Raw genomic sequence first — 16,635 nt, 5'->3', positions numbered from 1 at the left:
ATGCGCTCGCCGCAATTCTCCTCCTTCGTCATCCTCGTCGTGCTTCTGGTGGTGTTCGGTATCGCCGACAGCAATTTCCTGTCGCCGCTCAACATCTCCAACATGATGGCGTTCCTGCCGGAGCTCGGCATCATCGCGCTCGGCATGACGCTCTTGCTTACCGCCGGTGAATTCGATCTTTCCGTTGGCGCGGTGTTCGGTTTGGCGCCGGTGGTGGTGATGCTGCTGGTGCAGAATGCCGGGGTCGATATCGGCGTGGCGCTGCTTGCCGGGCTTTTGCTCTGCATCGCGATCGGCGCGATCAACGGCGTGATCGTCACCAAGATCGGCATCTCGTCCTTCCTGGTGACGCTGTCGATGCTTTTGATCGTGCGCGGTGCCGCGCTCTACATCACGCAGGGCTTTCCGCTGAAATCATGGGACCAGCCCGGCTTCTTCGTCACGCTGCTTGCCGGCAGCTTCAACATCGGCGCGTTCCGCTTCTACACCTCGCTCTGGTGGTTCATCGGCCTGTCGCTGCTTGCGGTCTACATCCTGCGTTATGCCAAGCTCGGCAACTGGATCAGCGCCATCGGCTCCAACCGCAATGCGGCGGTGGCGCGCGGCGTGCCGGCCGACGCGGTCAAGATCTGGCTGTTCATCCTGACTTCGGTGCTGGCCGGGCTCGCCGGCATGATCAGTGCCTTCCGCATCTCGGCGGCCTCGCCTGTGGCGGGCACCGGCTATGAGCTCGAGGTGATCGCCATGGTGGTGGTCGGCGGCACGGCACTGACCGGCGGGCGCGGCACCATCCTCGGCACCATCGTCGGGGCGCTGATGCTGCGGGCGATCCGCAACGGCATCGTGCTCGTCGGCGTGCCCGGGCTCGCCTACAACATCTTCGTCGGCGTCATCATCCTCGCCATGCTCATCCTGCACGCTTTGCTGCAGAAAAACGCCGCAAGGAGCTGACGATGATGCAGGAAGTGCTCCGGCTGCAGAATCTGCAAAAATCCTTCGGCAACGTGCGCGCGCTGAAGAACGCCTCGCTGACGCTCAAGGAGGGCGAGGTGGTGGCGCTGCTCGGCGACAACGGCGCCGGCAAATCGACGTTGATCAAGGCGATCTCGGGCGTCTTCCCGATCGATCGCGGCGACATCTATGTACGCGGCGAGAAAGTCTCGATCCGCTCGACGCGCGAGGCCATGGACCTCGGCATCGAGACCATCCATCAGGACACATCGCTGGCGCCCGACCTCAGCATCGCGCGCAACCTGTTCCTCGGCCGCGAGCCGGTCAATCTCAAATGGCTCGGCGTGTTCGCGCCGCTCGACCTCGCCAAATTGCGCGATGCGGCCTCGGCGCTGTTGAAGCGCGTCGGCATCTCGAAGAAGCTCGACGCCGATGCGCTGGTCTCGACGCTTTCCGGCGGCGAGCGGCAGTCGATCGCGATCTCGCGCGCCATGCAGTTCGCCGCCAAGGTGATCATCCTCGACGAGCCGACCAACAATCTGGGAGTCGAGGAAACGCATGGCGTGCTGCGCTTCGTCAAGGAGATGCGCGAGGCCGGGCATTCGGTGCTCTTGATCACCCACAACATCCACCATGTCTTCGAGGTCGCCGACCGTATCATCGTCATGCGCCGCGGCGAGATCGTCGCTGAGCAGACGGTCGCCGACACCGACCTCCTGACCGTGGAGAGCCTGATAACCGGCGCCGATCTGTCGGCCCTGATGAAAAGGGCGCAGTGACGGCATGGTGAAGCTCTACGGACAGACGCTTTCGCGCCGGCAGGTCGCCGAACGCTCCGGCATGCTGTCGCAATTTGCCGGGGTGCGCCTGATGACGCTTGGCGACGGGGTCGAGCGCGGCATCCGCATGCTCGAATTCCGCACCGGCTCGGGCCTGCGCTTCACCGCGCTGGTCGACCGGGCGCTCGACATTGCCGATTGCGAGTACAAGGGCCAGGCGATCGGCTGGCACTCGCCGAGCGGTTTTCGCAACCCCGGCCTGCACGACTATGAAGGCGAGGATGGCTTTGCCTGGGGCCGGTCCTTCTCCGGCCTGCTGGTCACCTGCGGTCTCGATCACATTCTCGGCCGCAGCGAGGTGCCGGCCGAAAACTACAATTATCCCGGACGCAAGACGGTGACGCATTCGCTGCACGGGCGCATCGGCACCATCCCCGCGCGGCTGACCGGCTATGGCGAAAGCTGGGACGGCGACCGATGCGTTTTGTGGGCGGAGGGGATCGTCCAGCAGGCAAGCGTGTTTGGCGAGGACCTGCATCTCATCCGCCGCATCGAGGCCGATGTCGGCGGCAGCGAGATCCGGCTATCGGACCGCGTCGTCAACCACGGTTTCCACCGCACGCCGCATATGTATTTCTACCACGTCAATGTCGGGCATCCGCTGCTCGACGAAGGCTCGCGCTACCTGGCGCCGATCCGCGACGTGGTCTGGGCCGCGCATGAAGGCGAGCGCTACGAGGCGCAGAAGGTCGGCTACCGCACCATGCCTGATCCACAGCTCGGCTTCAGCGAGCAGGTCTGGCAGCATGAGCTTGGCGCCGATCCCAAGGGCGAGGTACCGGTGGCCATCGTCAACGACCGCCTTGGCCTCGGCTTCGAGGTCGTCACCCGCAAGGACCAGTTGCCTTGTTGCTACGAGTGGCAGAATTTCCAGGCCGGGCAGTATGCGCTTGGCATCGAGCCCTCGACGCACCACGTGCTCGGCAATCTTGCCGCGCGCGAGCGCGGCGAGATGATCTGGCTTGAGCACGGCGAGACCCGTGCCTATGACGCGGTGTTCCGCGTCCTCGACGGTAAGGATGCGATCGCCGGCGCCGAAGGAAGGATCAAGGCCATCGCCCGCCAGCCCGAGCAAGATTATCCTCGGGCTTCCGGCAAGTTCCCAAAACTGGCGGGCAGGACATGAGCGCGACGACCGACCACCGCAAACCCTCCGGCCGGCGGACCGGATTTGATTGGAGGCCGATTTGACCATGGCGAAAAAGCGCGACTACAGCCTTGTCGGCGAAAGCACACGTACGGCGATCGAGACTGGGCTTGCCTCGGCGGAGTGGTACCACACCGACGTGGCGCGCAAGACCATGAAGGAATTGATGCAGCGCTCGGACGGGCCGGCGATCCGCGACACCATCATCTGGATCGCCGCGATCCTGGGTTCGGCCGCCGGCATCGTCTGGTTCTGGGGCAGTTGGTGGATCGTGCCGTTCCTGTTCGTCTACGGCGTGCTCTACGGCTCGTCGAGCGACTCGCGCTGGCACGAATGCGGCCATGGCACCGCCTTCCGCACGCGCTGGATGAACGACGTCGTCTACCACATCGCCTCCTTCATGCTGATGCGCAATCCGGTCCAGTGGCGCTGGAGCCATGCGCGCCATCACACCGACACCATCATCGTCGGCCGCGACGCCGAGATCGCGGTGATGCGGCCGCCGGACCTTATCAAGGCGGCCTTGGCCTTCACCGGCATCCTCGACTTCCGCTATTCGCTGCCGACGCTGGTGCGCCAGGCCTTCGGAACATTGTCGGACGACGAGAAGAGCTATATCCCGGAGATGGAGCAGCACAAGGCAGTGACCGCGGCGCGCTGGCATATGGTGGTATACGTTGCGATGATCGCTATAGCGATCGCACTTAGATCATGGATACCGCTGGTGCTGATCGGCCTGCCGCGCCTCTACGGCACCTGGCACATGGTGACGACCGGGCTGCTGCAGCATATCGGGCTCGCCGACAACGTCACCGACCATCGGCTGAACACGCGCACCGTCTACATGAACCCGATCAGCCGGTTCATCTACTGGAACATGAACTACCATGTGGAGCACCACATGTTCCCAATGGTGCCCTATCACGCGCTGCCGAAGCTGCATGAGCTGATCAAGCACGACCTGCCGGTGCCGAACCCGTCGATGTGGCACGCCTATCGCGAGGTCTGGCCGGTGCTGCTCAGGCAGCTGAAATACGAGGACTTCTATCTCAAGCGCGAATTGCCGCCGACGGCCAAGCCCTATCGCGGCGAATTCCATGATCTCGACATAACGGCCGCGGCCGCCGAATAGGCGTCGCGCGGCGACCCTGAGAAAGATGATGGCCAGGCAAAGATGATGGCCAGAGAAAGATGATGGTTGGAGAAGGACGATGGCGGATTGGGTCGAAGCATGCGCGGTCGATGACGTGGACGAGGAGGATGTGATCCGCTTCGACCATGGCGGCCGCACCTTCGCTATCTACCGCTCGCCGGAGGACGCCTTCTTCGCCACCGACGGCTTCTGCACGCATGAGAAGGCCCATCTCGCCGACGGGCTGGTGATGGACGACATCATCGAATGCCCCAAGCACAATGGCCGCTTCAACTACAAGACCGGCGAGGCCAAGGGCGCGCCGGTCTGCGTCAACCTCAAGACCTATCCGGTCAAGGTCGAGGCCGGTAAGGTGATGATCGATATCGGCTAAGGCCGCGGGCAAATTTAACAGGGACAGATCAATGAGCCGAAAGAGACCGACCGTCGCCGATCTGCGTGCCATGAAGGGCAAGCGGCAGCTGACTATGCTGCGCGTGCTGACGCTGGAGGAAGCCGAGGCCGCCGAGCGGGCAGGGGTGGATATCGTCTCGGTGCCGCCGGAGCTGGTGCTCAATCCGCAATATCGCGACGCGGCGCCCAGCCTCTTCACCATGCCGGGCGACAATTTCTTCGAGATCGGCACGACCGACGATTTCGTGCGCTGGTCGTTCCGGCTCTACAAGGCCGGCGCCGACGCCGTCTATTGCAGCGCTGGCTACGCCACGATCAAGCGCATGGCCGACGATGCGATTCCCGTCATCGGCCACGTAGGCCTCATTCCTTCTCGCGCGACCTGGACTGGCGGTTTCAAGGCGGTCGGCAAGACCGCGGACACCGCCATGCAGGTGTTCGAGGCGGTCAAGCAGTTGGAAGCCGTCGGCGCCATCGGCGCCGAGATCGAGGTGGTGCCGGTGGAAGTGGCGAAGGCGATCTCCGAGCGCACGCCGCTGATCATGCTGTCGATGGGCGCGGGAACGGGCTGCGATGCCCAATACCTGTTCGCCGAGGATATTCTCGGCACCAATCGCGGTCACATGCCGCGCCATTCGAAAGTCTATCGCAACTTCGCCGCCGAATATGACCGGCTGCAACAGGAGCGCATCGCGGCGTTTTCCGAATATGTCGCCGACGTCAACAGCGGCGCCTATCCGGAAGACAGGCATATCGTGCACATGGATCCGGACGAGCTCACCCTCTTCATGAAGAAGGTCGACTCAAAGGCCTGATCCAACGTTAGCTTCAGCCTGCAGCCGGCGGACCTTGCCAGATTCCGCTGGCCAGCGCCGCATGGAGCGCTTCGGCATCAATGCCGAGCGGCCTGTCTTCCTTGAGCGTCGCCACATGCGAGCGCACGGCCGCGTGGATGGCGCCCGTGGCCGGCGCGAGCGCTATGCCCTCGCGCAAATCGACGGCCTGCGCCGCCGCCATCAGCTCGAAGGCGATCAGCCGCCGCCACAGCACGATCATCTCGGCGCATTTGGCGACGGTGAGCGGCGTCTGCGTGGCGTGGTCCTCGACGCCCTCGGACACGGGCAGGAAATCGAGCATCACCGGATTGGCCTTGTGACGGATCGCGGCCAGGATCGCCGTCACCGTCTTTTGCAGCGGGACGAAGCCGGCAGAAGCGCCGCCGATCGGCGACAAATATTTCGGCAGGCCGTGGCGGGTCGAGCCGGTGAGCTGGACGAACCGCGCGGCTGACGCCGCCGCGCATTGCGTGATCGCCAGGCCAAGCGTCTCGAAGGCGAGCGCCAGCGACGCGGTATGGAAGTTGCCGGTCGACATGACCAGCTCATCCTCGGCAAGCACCAGCGGATTGTCGGCGGCGGCGTTGAGCTCGATCTCGACCGCCAGCCTGGCATGGTCGATCGCCTGGATCAGCGCGCCGTGGATCGAGGGCATGCAGCGGATCGACAGCGGGTCCTGGATGGTGGTCGGCGCCGGCGCTTCATCGCGCGCCAGCAGGTCGCGCAGCGCCTTCGCCGCAAGCTGCTGGCAGGCGCCCGGGCGTGCCTGATGCTGGCGCGGATCGAGGATGGTGCGGTTGGCGCCGATGCCTTCCATCGTCAGCGCGCCGGCCTGCTGCTGCTGGTCGAGCGCGGACAGCGCATCGGTCAGCGCCAGCGCCCCGGTGCCGGTGGAAACCGCCGAGGCGTTGATCAGCGAGAGACCGTCCTTCGGCGAGAGAGTGACGGGCGCAAGCCGCGCCATCATAAGCGCCTTGGCCGCAGGCATGCGGCGGCCCTGATATTCGGCTTCGCCATCGCCGATCAGCACGCGGGCGATCGCCGTCATCAGCAGAAGGTCGCCGGCGCCGATCGAACCCAGCGACGGCATCACCGGATGCACGCCGGCATTGAGCGCTTCGACCAGCGCCGTGAACACGCGCGGCGACAGGCCTGAGCCGCCGGCCGCGAGCATTGCAAGGCGGGCGAACATCGCCGCCCGCACCGCCGGCACGGGCAGGGCATCGCCGACGGCGGCGCTGCGGCCCTCGATCAATTGGCGCTGGAAGGCGCTCGCGTCGCCCTCGACGGCCGTGACGAGATTGGCGCCGAGGCCTCTGTTCAACCCGTAGATCTGCTGGCCGCCGGCCGCGGCGGCGTCGAGGACCTGGCGAGCCTTGTTGAGCTTTTCGAGGACGGCCGACGTGACCTCGACCTTGCAGGCGTTGCGCGCGGCGGCAACCATATCCTCGATGCTGACACCGGCGCCGGTGAGAACGAGCGGGCTCATGCGAAGCGCAGCCTCTGGCCGATGCCGCTTTCGCCGGCCTTGGCGAGCATCGCCTTGCCGAGCGCGATGTCGGAGAGCGAGAGGCCGCGATGCCAGAACAGGATCGTCTCGCCATCGCTTTGCCGGCCGGCTTTGAGGCCGGCCGCGATCTGGCCGAGCTCGGCATGCAGCGTCGCCTCGCTCAGCCGTCCCGTCTCGACATGGGCGCGCAGCGAGCCGAACTTGCCACCCTTGCACTGGCCCCAGTCGTCGACGACGATCTTCTGCATGATGTCGGTGAGCGACAGCTCGACGGCGCTCATCGTGCCATATGGCACGACCAGCGCGCCCCGTTTGATCCATTCGGTCTTGAGCAGCGGCTGCGGTTCCGGCAGCCGCGAGGCTTCGACAACGATGTCGGCGCCTTCCACGCAACTTTTCCAGTCGGCCACGGCCATGACCGGCTTGCCGAGGTCTGCGGCGAGCTTCGCGGCAAAGCTATCGCGGCTTTCGGGCCTGCGCGAATGAACGCGGATCTCGTCGAAGTCGAAGAGATGGTCGAGCAGCCGCACGTTCCAATAGGCGGTGCCGCGCGCGCCGATATGGCCGAGCACCTTGGACGACTTCTTCGCCAGATGCTTGGCGCCGATGGCGGTGACGGCGCCGGTGCGCATGTCGGTGATGACGGTTGCGTCGAGGATGGCGCGCGGCGTGCCAGTGCGCGGATCGAAGAGGTTGAGGATGCCGAATTCCGACGGTAGACCGTGCTTGTAGTTGTCGACATAGTCGCCGACGATCTTCACGCCGGCGGCATCGAGTGGCGCCACATAGCCGCGCAGCACGTTGAAATGGCCGTGGAAAGACGGGTCCGGCTCGAGATGGACGCGCGGCTCGATCACCGTCCGGCCGTTACCTTGCGCGACGAGCCCGGCTTCGACGGCGCCGATGATCTCGGCGTCGGTCATGGCAAGGGCTTCGATGTCGAGAGCATTGAGGTAGTCGATATAGATGGGCTTCATGCATTTTCCTCGGCCACCCCCCGGCTCATCCATAACAGGCGAAACGGTGACACGGAAGTTTGTTGGATAAGCTCTGGACTGGGCCATGCTTATGCTTTTCAACCAGCGCGTCATGACCAGCATCCCCGACAACGCAGCCGTGTCCCAGCCCGCAAGTTCCGCACGGCAAGCACGACGCGTGGCATTGATCGTTGCCGTCGCCTTTTTCATGCAATTGCTGGACTCGACGATCATCTCGACCTCGCTGCCGCAGATGGGGCAGTCCTTCAGTGTGCCGGCGGTGGCGATGAGCATCGGCATCACGGCCTATATGCTGACCATGGCGGTGTTCGTGCCGCTGTCTGCCTGGCTTGCCGACCGGTTCGGGGCTCGCAACATCTTCCTCGTCGCGATCGCGCTGTTCACGCTGGCCTCGATCGCCTGCGGCTTCTCGCAGGGCCTGACGCAGTTCGTCGCCGCCCGCATCGTGCAGGGCCTTGGCAGCGCGCTGATGACGCCGGTCGGCCGCATCCTGGTGCTGCGCAACGCCGAAAAGTCGGAACTGCTCAACGCCACGGCGCTGATTACCTGGCCGGCGCTGTTCGCGCCCGTGGTCGGGCCGGTGCTCGGCGGCTTCATCACCACCTATCTCTCCTGGCACTGGAACTTCTTCATCAACGCTCCGCTGGGGCTGGCCGGACTTGCGCTGGTCGCCCGGTTCGTGCCGGGCGATCGTGAATCGGAAGCGAAGCCATTCGATTGGCCGGGCTTTTTCCTCACCTCGCTCGGCCTTGCGGTGATGCTTTACGGGCTTGAGCGCCTGGCGCATCCGGAGGACGGCTTGCTGCCGACGGCTGGCTCCATCGGCATCGGCATCGTGATCGGCTGGTTCGCCGTTCGCCACCTGTTGCAGGCCCGGCATCCGCTGCTCGACCTTTCGGCCTTCAAGATACTGACCTTCGCGAGTTCGACGCTTGCCGCGGGCACCGTCTTCCGTGTCGCGATCAATGCCACGCCCTTCCTGTTGCCGCTGCTGTTCCAAGTCGGCTTCGGGCTGCGTCCGGTCGATGCCGGCCTGTTGGTGCTGGCCTATTTCCTTGGCAATCTCGGCATGAAGACCGTGACCACACCGACGCTGAGGCGCTTCGGCTTCCGTACCGTGATGGTGATGAACGGGGTGATCGCATCGCTGGCGATCATGGCCTGCGGCGCGATCTCGCCGCAGACGCCACTGGCGCTGACCGTCGCGTTGATGCTGGTCGCGGGCTTGTCGCGCTCGATGCAATTCACCGCGCTGTACACGCTCGCCTTCGCCGATATCGGCGCGGCGCAGCGCAGCTCGGCCGCGACGCTCTCCAGCATGCTGCAGCAGATAGCGATGCTGTTCGGCGTGGCAATCGCGGCGGCGATCCTCAACCTGTCGCAAATCGTCAGGGGCGAAACCGTGCACGACCTCGTCGACTTCAAAATCACCTTTGTCGCGATCGGTCTGGTCGGTCTCGCCGCGGCAATGCGCTTTCTGGTGCTGCCGGCCAATGCCGGGGCCGAGGTTTCAGGCCATTCGGCGAACAATTGAGGTCGCGCCGGGCACGTTTCGCGGACTCAAATTGCGCCGGTTCCGTCGCCTTCGAACGGGCTCTTCCGCCGGCCGCGCGACCGGTGCAACGGATTGCCAAAAAGCCCAAGAGTTTCCGCCTATTGCGCCAGTTGCGGCAATCGATGCGTCCACCCGGAAAATAGTCGGAGAGGCGGGGTCTTGAACGCGGATTCATTTGACGAGCCGCTGTTGAGCCGATTAGCTTTCGTGCGGGATGGCGGCCGGCAGGGCTTTGCCGTTGGGGCGAAAGACATAAGTGATGAATGCGACCGGCTGGCCGAACTGGAGGCGCCTTAATCAGGAAGGCATCGTCTTTGCCATCGCCATCCTGCTGTTCGCCGCCGCTGCGCTGGGCCTGCCCGGGTTCCTGACCGCCGACAATCTGGTGGCGATCGTCCGCTCGGTCTCGGTGCTTGGCATTCTGGCGCTCGGCATGGCGGTCGTCATCATCGGCCGCGGCATCGACCTGTCGGCGGTGGCGATCATGGCGATGTCGGTCGCCTGGTACCTGCAGCTGCTCAATACCGGAACCTCGGACGGGCTCGCCTTTGTCTATGTATTGGCGGGCGTTTTAGCCATCGGCCTGCTCAACGGCTTTCTCGTCGCCTATGCCGACGTGCCGGCGATCTTCGTGACTTTGGCCACCGGCTCCTTCGTGTTCGGCTATGTGCGCTCGCAGCTGATCACGCAGGATGCCGTGCCGGTGCCCGGAGGACACTGGGTCGAGCTGCTCGGCGGCATCCGCTTCCTCGATATTCCTATCGAGGTGTTCGTCTTCGCCGGGCTGGCCTTCCTGGTCTTCCTGTTCCTGCGCTACACCAAATGGGGCCGGTTCATCTATTTCGCCGGCGACAACCCGGTCGCCGCCCGCAACATCGGCGTTCCGGTGCGGCCCATGCTGGTGCTGCGTTACGTGCTGTCGGCTTTTGTGGCCCTGATCGCCGGCCTGCTGACGGCGGCCAGCCTGCATTCGATCAACACCCGCATCGTCAACTCGACGCTGCTTTACGACATCGTGCTGGTGGCGGTGATCGGCGGCATCGGCCTTTCGGGCGGCAGGGGCGGGGTGCGCAACGTGCTGGTAGGGGCGGCGCTGATCGGCATCCTGCTCAACGCCATGACCATCATCGACATTCCGCTGCTCTACCAGAACCTGATCAAGGCGGCGATCCTGTTGGGGGCCATCATCGTCGACGGCATTATCAATCCGCGCGACGAGCAGACCGCGCAACAGGGCGATATTTAGAGCAGATGGGCTAGCTCATCTTGCTCAGGGGTACCCGGAGCGATCGCGACGATCGGCCGGCAATGAAAACCGAACCAGAGGGATATGACATGAAACTACTCAGAACATTGATGGCCGCCGCCACGGCGCTCGCCGTTACCGCCTTCGTGGCGCCGAGCTTCGCCGCCGACGATCCGGGTCCCGCCGCCTATGCCAAATCGCTCAACGGCAAGCGCGTCATGCTGGTGCCGCTGGCGATGGGCTTCGACCTGGCGCAGGGCTGGGCGCATTATCTGAAGAAGGAAGTCGAGGCCTGGGGCGGCACGTTCGAGACCCGCGATCCGAACTGGGTCGTCGATGCCGGCGCGCAGGCGATCACCGACGCCATCGCTTCCGACACAAGGCCCGACGTGCTGATCATCCATGCGCCCGACCTCAATTCCTATTCGAAGCTGATGAAGAAGGCGCAGGCCGCCGGCACTTATGTGCTGCTCGTCGACAATCCCGCGAACTTCCCGGCGGATGCCTTCGTCGGCAGCGACTGGGACAAGCTGGGCCAGCTCGAGGCCGAAGCGGCGATCAAGGGCTGCGGCGAGAATTCGTCGAAGAAGATCGGCCTCGTGCAGGGCGACCAGGCGAACTCGTCGAGCCTCTACCAGTATGCCGGCATCATGAAGGTGCTGGAGAAGCACCCCGACTTCCAGGTCGTCGCCAAGCCTGACTCCAATTGGGACGCGACCACCTCGCGCAACGTGACGACGACGATGCTGCAGCAGCACCCGGACATCTGCTCGATCATCGACTTCTGGGATGGCGACGCCACCGGCGCCTCGGCCGCGATCCGCGACGCCAAGCTCGACGGCAAGGTGTTCCTGGTCACCACCGGCGGCGGCGAGAAGGCAGCCGATTGCGACAAGCTCGTGGACGGCACCTATGGCGCCGTGGTGATGACCGATCTTGCCCGCCAGTCGGGCGACATGAACGCCATCATCAAGTTCCTGCTGCAGAGCGGGCAGCCGGCGGGCACCTCGCACACCTATATCTACACGCTGGAGAAGGCGACGACGAAAGCCGACCTCAAGCCCGACAGCTGCTGGGACCTGAAGGCGCTGCAAGCCGAAGCTGCGGCGAAATAAGCCGCGCAGCCAGACGGCATCCACGGGGTGGCCGGACCGTTCCGGCCACCTCTTTTCCCGTTTCATGACAGCAGCAGCCGATGAATTTTCGTGAACGCCTCCAAGCCTGGCGCTACAATCTCGTGCCCGATCATCTGGTCGGCGAGATCCTGACCAAACGCTGGACCGACAACGCCATACCTTTCCTGGCGCTGGTGGCGACGCTCGGCGTGTTCGGCTCGATCATTCCGGGTTTCTTCAAGCTCACCTCGCTGCAGGAATCGACGCGCCAGCTCGGCGAGTTCTCGCTGGTGGTCATCGGCATGACCGTGGTGATGCTGGGCGGCGGCATCGATCTTTCGGTCGGCTCGATCTTCGCGCTGTCCTGTTTTTCCGCCGTCTACGTCTTCTTCATCCTCGAACAGTCGATCTGGCTGGCCTTGGCCGCCGCACTTTGCACGGGGCTCATCTTCGGCGCCATCAATGGCTACCTGGTCGGCTATCTGAGGCTGCGCGCCTTCCTCACAACGCTGGTCACCTTCATCTTCGGGCGGGCGCTGTTCGACATCCTCGTCACCACCTATGCCGCCGACGTGCAGCTTTCCCAGGCGAGCTCTGACGTGCTCGACTTCATCGGCGACGGCACCTTCTGGGGCCTGTCAGTCTCGGTCTGGCTGGCCATCATCCTTGCCATCGTCACGCATATCGCGCTGACGCGATCGCGTCCCGGCTGGCATGTGCTGGCGGTGGGCGGCTCCCGGCGCTCGGCGCACAATGCCGGCATCCGCGTGCGCCGCACTGTGTTCATGACCTATGTCTTTTCCGGTTTCTGCGCTTCGATCGGCGGCTTCCTGATCGCCTGCCGGTTGAGCGGGGCGGGGCCAGGCACCGGCCTCAACCTCGAGATCATGGCGCTGACGGCGGCGGTGGTCGGCGGCGTGAGCCTGGGCGGCGGGCGCGGCTCGGTGGTCAAGGGCCTGATGGGCGCCATCATCGTGCTCACCATGACCAACGGCCTGATCCGGCTGGGCTACGGCACCGGCACCAACCAGATGGTGCTGGGCATCATGCTGGCGGTCGCCGTCACCGTCGACATCCGCTGGCTGAAAAACCGCCACAAGGTGCTGAACGAGGTCTATGTCGCGCCGGTCTACCTCAAGATGGGCGAGACGCAGTCGGCCGCGCCCGGCTCCGGCACATCCTACGAGCTCGACAACCGGCTCTCGGCCGCGGACCATATTGGGCTCGGCGAGCTGGAAGGCCCAGAGGATGTCATCCTCGACCGCGACGACCATCTCTATTGCGGCACGCGGCATGGCGAGATCGTGCGCTTCTTCGCGCCGGACTATGTGAAGTCGGAAGTGTTTGCCCATATTGGCGGCTTTCCGCTGGGGCTCGCCTTCGACAGGCAAGGCAATCTGATCAGCTGCGTCGGCGCCATGGGACTTTATTCGGTCTCGCCGGATCGCAACGTAAAGCGCCTGTCGGCGGAGACGGCGCGCTCCTGGACCTCGATCGTCGACGATGCGCGGCTGCGCGACCCGAACGATTGCGATATCGCACCCGACGGCCGCATCTATTTCACGGACTCGACCAAGCGCTATGACGCCCACGATTGGGCGCTGGACTCGATCGAGAACCGCGCCACGGGTCGTCTTTTGGTCTACGATCCGAAGGACGGGTCGACCAAGACGCTGCTCGACGGCTACCGCTACACCAATGGCGTTTGCATGGCGCATGACGGCAAGTCGCTGTTTTTCGCCGAAAGCTGGGCCTGCCGCGTGCACCGCTACTGGCTGGAAGGGCCGAAGGCGGGAACGGCCGAGTGCGTCATCCGCGACATGCCGGGCTACCCCGACAACATCAACCGGGCTTCCGACGGCAACTACTGGATGGCCTGGCTCGGCATGCGCACGCCGAGCTTCGACCTGTCGCTGCGCCATCCCGACATGCGCAAGCGCATGACGCGGCGCCTGCCGCAGGACGAATGGCTGTTCCCCAACATCAACACCGGCGGCGTGGTGAAGTTCAACGAGAAGGGCGGCATCGTCGAGACGCTCGGCGATCTTTCCGGCAACGCGCATCCGATGGTGACCTCGATGCGCGAGCACAAGGGCTATCTGTTCGTCGGCGGCATCCTCAACAACCGCATCGGACGCTACAAGATCAGCGGCGCCGATCCGAACTGGACCAGCCCCGCTTCCTATTGGGGAGGCAACCCATGATCCTCGATCCGATCCTGGATGTCTTTCGCGGCAAGGCCGTCACCATACCGCCGCTCGATGGCGCCTTCCGTCCCAATACCAGGCTCGACGATTTGCCGGCTTTTGCCGAGTTGGCCGAACCAGACAATCTACTGGTGTCCGACGGGCGGCTGCTTGCGTCCAGCGGCAATGCCATCCTGGCGATCTCGGCTGGCTCCGAGGCTGCGGTGATCGAGAGCTTTCAATCCCCCATCACCGCTTTAGCCCTGTCGCCATCGGGCGAACTGACGGTCGGGCTGGAAAGTGGCAGGCTGCTGATCGCCGGCAAAGAGGTTTCGCTGCCGGTCGAAGTACGGTGCATCACCGCACTTGCCTATGCGGATGACGGCACGCTGTGGCTGGCCAACGGCTCCGCCGAACATGCGCCGTCGCAATGGGCGGCTGACCTCATGAAGAAGGGGGCGTCGGGTTCGCTGTGGCAGTGCGGGCCAGGAGGCATCGGTTTTCAGAAGATCGCCGGCGACATCGCCTTTCCCTATGGGCTTCACCCGATCGGCAGCGACGTGCTGGTAAGCGAAAGCTGGCGCCACCAGCTCGTGCGCTTCGACGGCTCGAACGGAATCCGCTCGACCGTGCTGGCGCATCTGCCGGGCTATCCTTCGCGGCTGTCGCCGGCCGTCGACGGCGGAGCGTGGCTCGGCTTGTTCGCGCCGCGCAACCGGCTGATCGAATTCGTGCTGCAGGAAACGCATTATCGCCAGGACATGATTGACCAGGTGCCGCCGGCCTACTGGATTGCGCCGGCGCTGGCCTCCAACCGCAGCTTCCTCGAGCCGCTGCAATGCGGCGGCATCCGCACCATGGGCATCCATAAGCCGTGGTCGCCCAGCCGTTCCTATGGGCTCGTCGTGAGGCTCGATCGGGCCCTGCAGCCGCAATTCAGCCTGCACAGCCGCGCCAACGGCACGCGCCACGGAATCTGCAGCGTGGCGGAACAGGACGGCCGCCTGTTCATCGCCTCGAAAGGCGGCGATTGCGTGCTGGCACTTGACCTTGCTTCGGGAGGTTTCTGATGGAACCGATCGTGCGCCTGGAAGACGTGACGAAAACCTATCGCGGCGTGCCGGCGGTGAAGAATGTCAGCTTCGACCTGAGGAAGGGCGAGATCCATGCGCTGCTCGGCGAGAACGGAGCCGGCAAGTCGACGCTGACCAAGATCATCGCCGGCGTCGTCGATGCCACTTCGGGCAAGATGTTCCACAAGGGTGTCGAGACGGCGTATGCCTCGCCGCATGCAGCACTTGAAGCCGGCATCGCCATGGTGTTCCAGGAAACAAGTCTGGTGCCGTCGATGACGGTGGCGCAGAACCTTTATCTCGGCACGGAGAAATTCCTCAACCGGCTGCGCGGCACCTACATTTCAGCGCAGCAATTCCTGCAGTCGCTGAACTTTCCGGTCGATCCGAACGCGATGGTGGCGACGCTTGGCGCCGCCAAGCGGCAGATGGTCGAGATAGCGCGCGCCGTTCACCACAACGCCGAGATCATCATCTTCGACGAGCCGACCGCGACGCTGACGCCGGAGGAGAAGCGCCATTTCTTCGCGCTGATCCGGCGGCTGAAGGGGCGCGGCGTGTCGATCGTCTTCATCAGCCATGCGTTGGAAGAGGCGCTGATGATCGCCGACCGCATCACCATCCTGCGCGACGGCGAACTGGTGATCACCGACGAGACATCGGCCTTCGACCGCGACAGGATCGTCGCCGCCATGGTCGGCCGCTCGCTGTCAGGGCAGATCTATCGCCAGCGCGACGAGACGAAATTGCGCAAGGCCGGCAAGAAAGTGCTCTCGGTGCAGGACATCTCGATGAGCAACATCGTGCGCAACAATTCTTTCTCGATCTTCGAAGGCCAGATCACCGGCGTGTTCGGCCTGATCGGGTCGGGCCGCACCGAAACTTTCAAGATCGTCTCAGGCATCTACAAGCGCGACTTCTTGCGCGGCGGCGCGATTGAATTGGACGACAAGCCGGTGCGTTACCTGGTGCCGAGCGAGGCGGTGGCCGACGGCATCGTCTATGTCACCGAGGACCGCAAGATCGAGGGCATCTTCGAGACGATGGGCATCGCCGAGAACCTGTTCGGCGGACTGCTCGCCGCGGGCCGGGAAAAGGCCTGGGTGATCAACCAGCAGGAGATGCGCCAGCTTTCGGCCGAATGGACGAAGACGCTGAACATCAAGGCGATCAACGACAACGCGCGCGTGGTCGAGCTCTCCGGCGGCAACCAGCAGAAGGTGGTGATCGGCAAGGGGCTGGTGCAGCAGCCGCGCATCGTCATCTTCGACGAGCCGACGCGCGGCGTCGATGTTGGCGCTATCGCCGAAATCCACCAGATCATCAACCGGCTGGCCGACGAGGGCCTCGCCGTGGTCGTCATCTCGTCCTACCTGCCGGAAATCATGAACCTGTCCGACAGGATTCTCGTCTGCCGCCAGGGCCGCATCGTCGAGGAGTTCTCGCCGGCGGAGGCGACGGAGGAGAAGATCATGTACGCGGCCGTGCACTAGGGTGTTGGTTGGTGGGTACTTTGACAATTGGCCGAATCGTCCGTCCCTTCGTCGTCCACGGGCGGAGCAAGGAGCGAAGCGACGCGCGCAGACTCTAGAATCCATGCCGTGACTTTTGGGCGCCGCTACGGTCCGGAATT

General features: G+C 64.3%; 14 protein-coding genes. 12 read left to right on the top strand and 2 right to left on the bottom strand.

All coding sequences use genetic code 11. The features are described 5' to 3' along the window. From FJ471_RS07290 to FJ471_RS07265, 6 genes are all read left to right on the top strand, one after another. Positions 1-951: an ABC transporter permease gene (locus tag FJ471_RS07290; RefSeq protein ID WP_140802495.1), complete on the top strand. Its 951-nt coding sequence runs from the start codon at positions 1-3 to the stop codon at positions 949-951. Positions 952-953: 2 nt separating this feature from the next. Further along, positions 954-1,730: an ATP-binding cassette domain-containing protein gene (locus FJ471_RS07285; protein ID WP_140802494.1), complete on the top strand. Its 777-nt coding sequence runs from the start codon at positions 954-956 to the stop codon at positions 1,728-1,730. A 4-nt stretch (positions 1,731-1,734) separates the two neighbouring features. Beyond that, positions 1,735-2,916 (top strand): aldose 1-epimerase family protein, encoded by a 1,182-nt coding sequence (locus FJ471_RS07280; protein ID WP_140802493.1) that lies wholly within the window; start codon positions 1,735-1,737, stop codon positions 2,914-2,916. Between the two features lie 67 nt (positions 2,917-2,983). Beyond that, complete coding sequence (locus tag FJ471_RS07275; RefSeq protein WP_140802571.1) at positions 2,984-4,069, top strand: fatty acid desaturase family protein; 1,086 nt, start codon at positions 2,984-2,986, stop codon at positions 4,067-4,069. 79 nt (positions 4,070-4,148) lie between these two features. Next, positions 4,149-4,463, top strand: coding sequence for a MocE family 2Fe-2S type ferredoxin (locus tag FJ471_RS07270; RefSeq protein ID WP_140802492.1), 315 nt, complete (start codon positions 4,149-4,151; stop codon positions 4,461-4,463). Positions 4,464-4,494: 31 nt separating this feature from the next. Next, entirely contained in the window at positions 4,495-5,298 is an 804-nt protein-coding gene (locus FJ471_RS07265; RefSeq protein ID WP_140802491.1) for a 3-methyl-2-oxobutanoate hydroxymethyltransferase, read from the top strand. 13 nt (positions 5,299-5,311) lie between these two features. Here FJ471_RS07265 and hutH read toward each other — a convergent pair whose 3' ends face one another. Then, entirely contained in the window at positions 5,312-6,808 is a 1,497-nt protein-coding gene (gene hutH / locus FJ471_RS07260; RefSeq protein ID WP_140802490.1) for a histidine ammonia-lyase, read from the bottom strand. Beyond that, entirely contained in the window at positions 6,805-7,806 is a 1,002-nt protein-coding gene (locus tag FJ471_RS07255; protein ID WP_140802489.1) for an ornithine cyclodeaminase family protein, read from the bottom strand. The genes hutH and FJ471_RS07255 overlap by 4 nt, the downstream gene beginning before the upstream one ends. 112 nt (positions 7,807-7,918) lie before the next feature. Here FJ471_RS07255 and FJ471_RS07250 point away from each other — a divergent pair, with 112 nt between their 5' ends. The 6 genes from FJ471_RS07250 to FJ471_RS07225 all read left to right on the top strand — a co-directional run bounded on the left by FJ471_RS07250 (position 7,919) and on the right by FJ471_RS07225 (position 16,495). After that, positions 7,919-9,361 carry an MFS transporter gene (locus FJ471_RS07250; RefSeq protein WP_140802570.1) on the top strand — a complete coding sequence of 481 codons (1,443 nt, stop codon included), beginning with the start codon at positions 7,919-7,921 and terminating at the stop codon, positions 9,359-9,361. Between the two features lie 280 nt (positions 9,362-9,641). After that, positions 9,642-10,628: an ABC transporter permease gene (locus tag FJ471_RS07245; protein WP_140802488.1), complete on the top strand. Its 987-nt coding sequence runs from the start codon at positions 9,642-9,644 to the stop codon at positions 10,626-10,628. Positions 10,629-10,717: 89 nt separating this feature from the next. Beyond that, positions 10,718-11,743 (top strand): sugar ABC transporter substrate-binding protein, encoded by a 1,026-nt coding sequence (locus FJ471_RS07240; RefSeq protein WP_140656843.1) that lies wholly within the window; start codon positions 10,718-10,720, stop codon positions 11,741-11,743. 80 nt (positions 11,744-11,823) lie between these two features. Continuing rightward, on the top strand, positions 11,824-13,947 hold the full coding sequence (locus FJ471_RS07235; protein ID WP_140802487.1) for an SMP-30/gluconolactonase/LRE family protein: 2,124 nt from the start codon (positions 11,824-11,826) through the stop codon (positions 13,945-13,947). Next, positions 13,944-14,999 carry a hypothetical protein gene (locus FJ471_RS07230; protein ID WP_140802486.1) on the top strand — a complete coding sequence of 352 codons (1,056 nt, stop codon included), beginning with the start codon at positions 13,944-13,946 and terminating at the stop codon, positions 14,997-14,999. The genes FJ471_RS07235 and FJ471_RS07230 overlap by 4 nt, the downstream gene beginning before the upstream one ends. Then, positions 14,999-16,495 (top strand): sugar ABC transporter ATP-binding protein, encoded by a 1,497-nt coding sequence (locus FJ471_RS07225; protein ID WP_140802485.1) that lies wholly within the window; start codon positions 14,999-15,001, stop codon positions 16,493-16,495. Before FJ471_RS07230 ends, FJ471_RS07225 begins: the two co-directional genes overlap by 1 nt. Positions 16,496-16,635 lie beyond the last annotated feature (140 nt).

The organism is Mesorhizobium sp. B2-7-1, from assembly GCF_006440735.1.
GTDB lineage: Bacteria > Pseudomonadota > Alphaproteobacteria > Rhizobiales > Rhizobiaceae > Mesorhizobium.
The sequence above is the reverse complement of the archived record's forward strand: the minus strand, read 5'-3'. Positions and strand labels throughout refer to the sequence as shown.

Coding starts and splice junctions, on each gene's coding strand:
- FJ471_RS07265 (WP_140802491.1), top strand. CDS start 4,495: ATGAGCCGAAAGAGACCGACCGTCGCCGATCTGCGTGCCATGAAGGGC.
- FJ471_RS07245 (WP_140802488.1), top strand. CDS start 9,642: ATGAATGCGACCGGCTGGCCGAACTGGAGGCGCCTTAATCAGGAAGGC.
- hutH (WP_140802490.1), bottom strand. CDS start 6,808: ATGAGCCCGCTCGTTCTCACCGGCGCCGGTGTCAGCATCGAGGATATG.
- FJ471_RS07255 (WP_140802489.1), bottom strand. CDS start 7,806: ATGAAGCCCATCTATATCGACTACCTCAATGCTCTCGACATCGAAGCC.
- FJ471_RS07225 (WP_140802485.1), top strand. CDS start 14,999: ATGGAACCGATCGTGCGCCTGGAAGACGTGACGAAAACCTATCGCGGC.
- FJ471_RS07240 (WP_140656843.1), top strand. CDS start 10,718: ATGAAACTACTCAGAACATTGATGGCCGCCGCCACGGCGCTCGCCGTT.
- FJ471_RS07280 (WP_140802493.1), top strand. CDS start 1,735: ATGGTGAAGCTCTACGGACAGACGCTTTCGCGCCGGCAGGTCGCCGAA.
- FJ471_RS07275 (WP_140802571.1), top strand. CDS start 2,984: ATGGCGAAAAAGCGCGACTACAGCCTTGTCGGCGAAAGCACACGTACG.
- FJ471_RS07290 (WP_140802495.1), top strand. CDS start 1: ATGCGCTCGCCGCAATTCTCCTCCTTCGTCATCCTCGTCGTGCTTCTG.
- FJ471_RS07235 (WP_140802487.1), top strand. CDS start 11,824: ATGAATTTTCGTGAACGCCTCCAAGCCTGGCGCTACAATCTCGTGCCC.
- FJ471_RS07285 (WP_140802494.1), top strand. CDS start 954: ATGATGCAGGAAGTGCTCCGGCTGCAGAATCTGCAAAAATCCTTCGGC.
- FJ471_RS07250 (WP_140802570.1), top strand. CDS start 7,919: ATGACCAGCATCCCCGACAACGCAGCCGTGTCCCAGCCCGCAAGTTCC.
- FJ471_RS07270 (WP_140802492.1), top strand. CDS start 4,149: ATGGCGGATTGGGTCGAAGCATGCGCGGTCGATGACGTGGACGAGGAG.
- FJ471_RS07230 (WP_140802486.1), top strand. CDS start 13,944: ATGATCCTCGATCCGATCCTGGATGTCTTTCGCGGCAAGGCCGTCACC.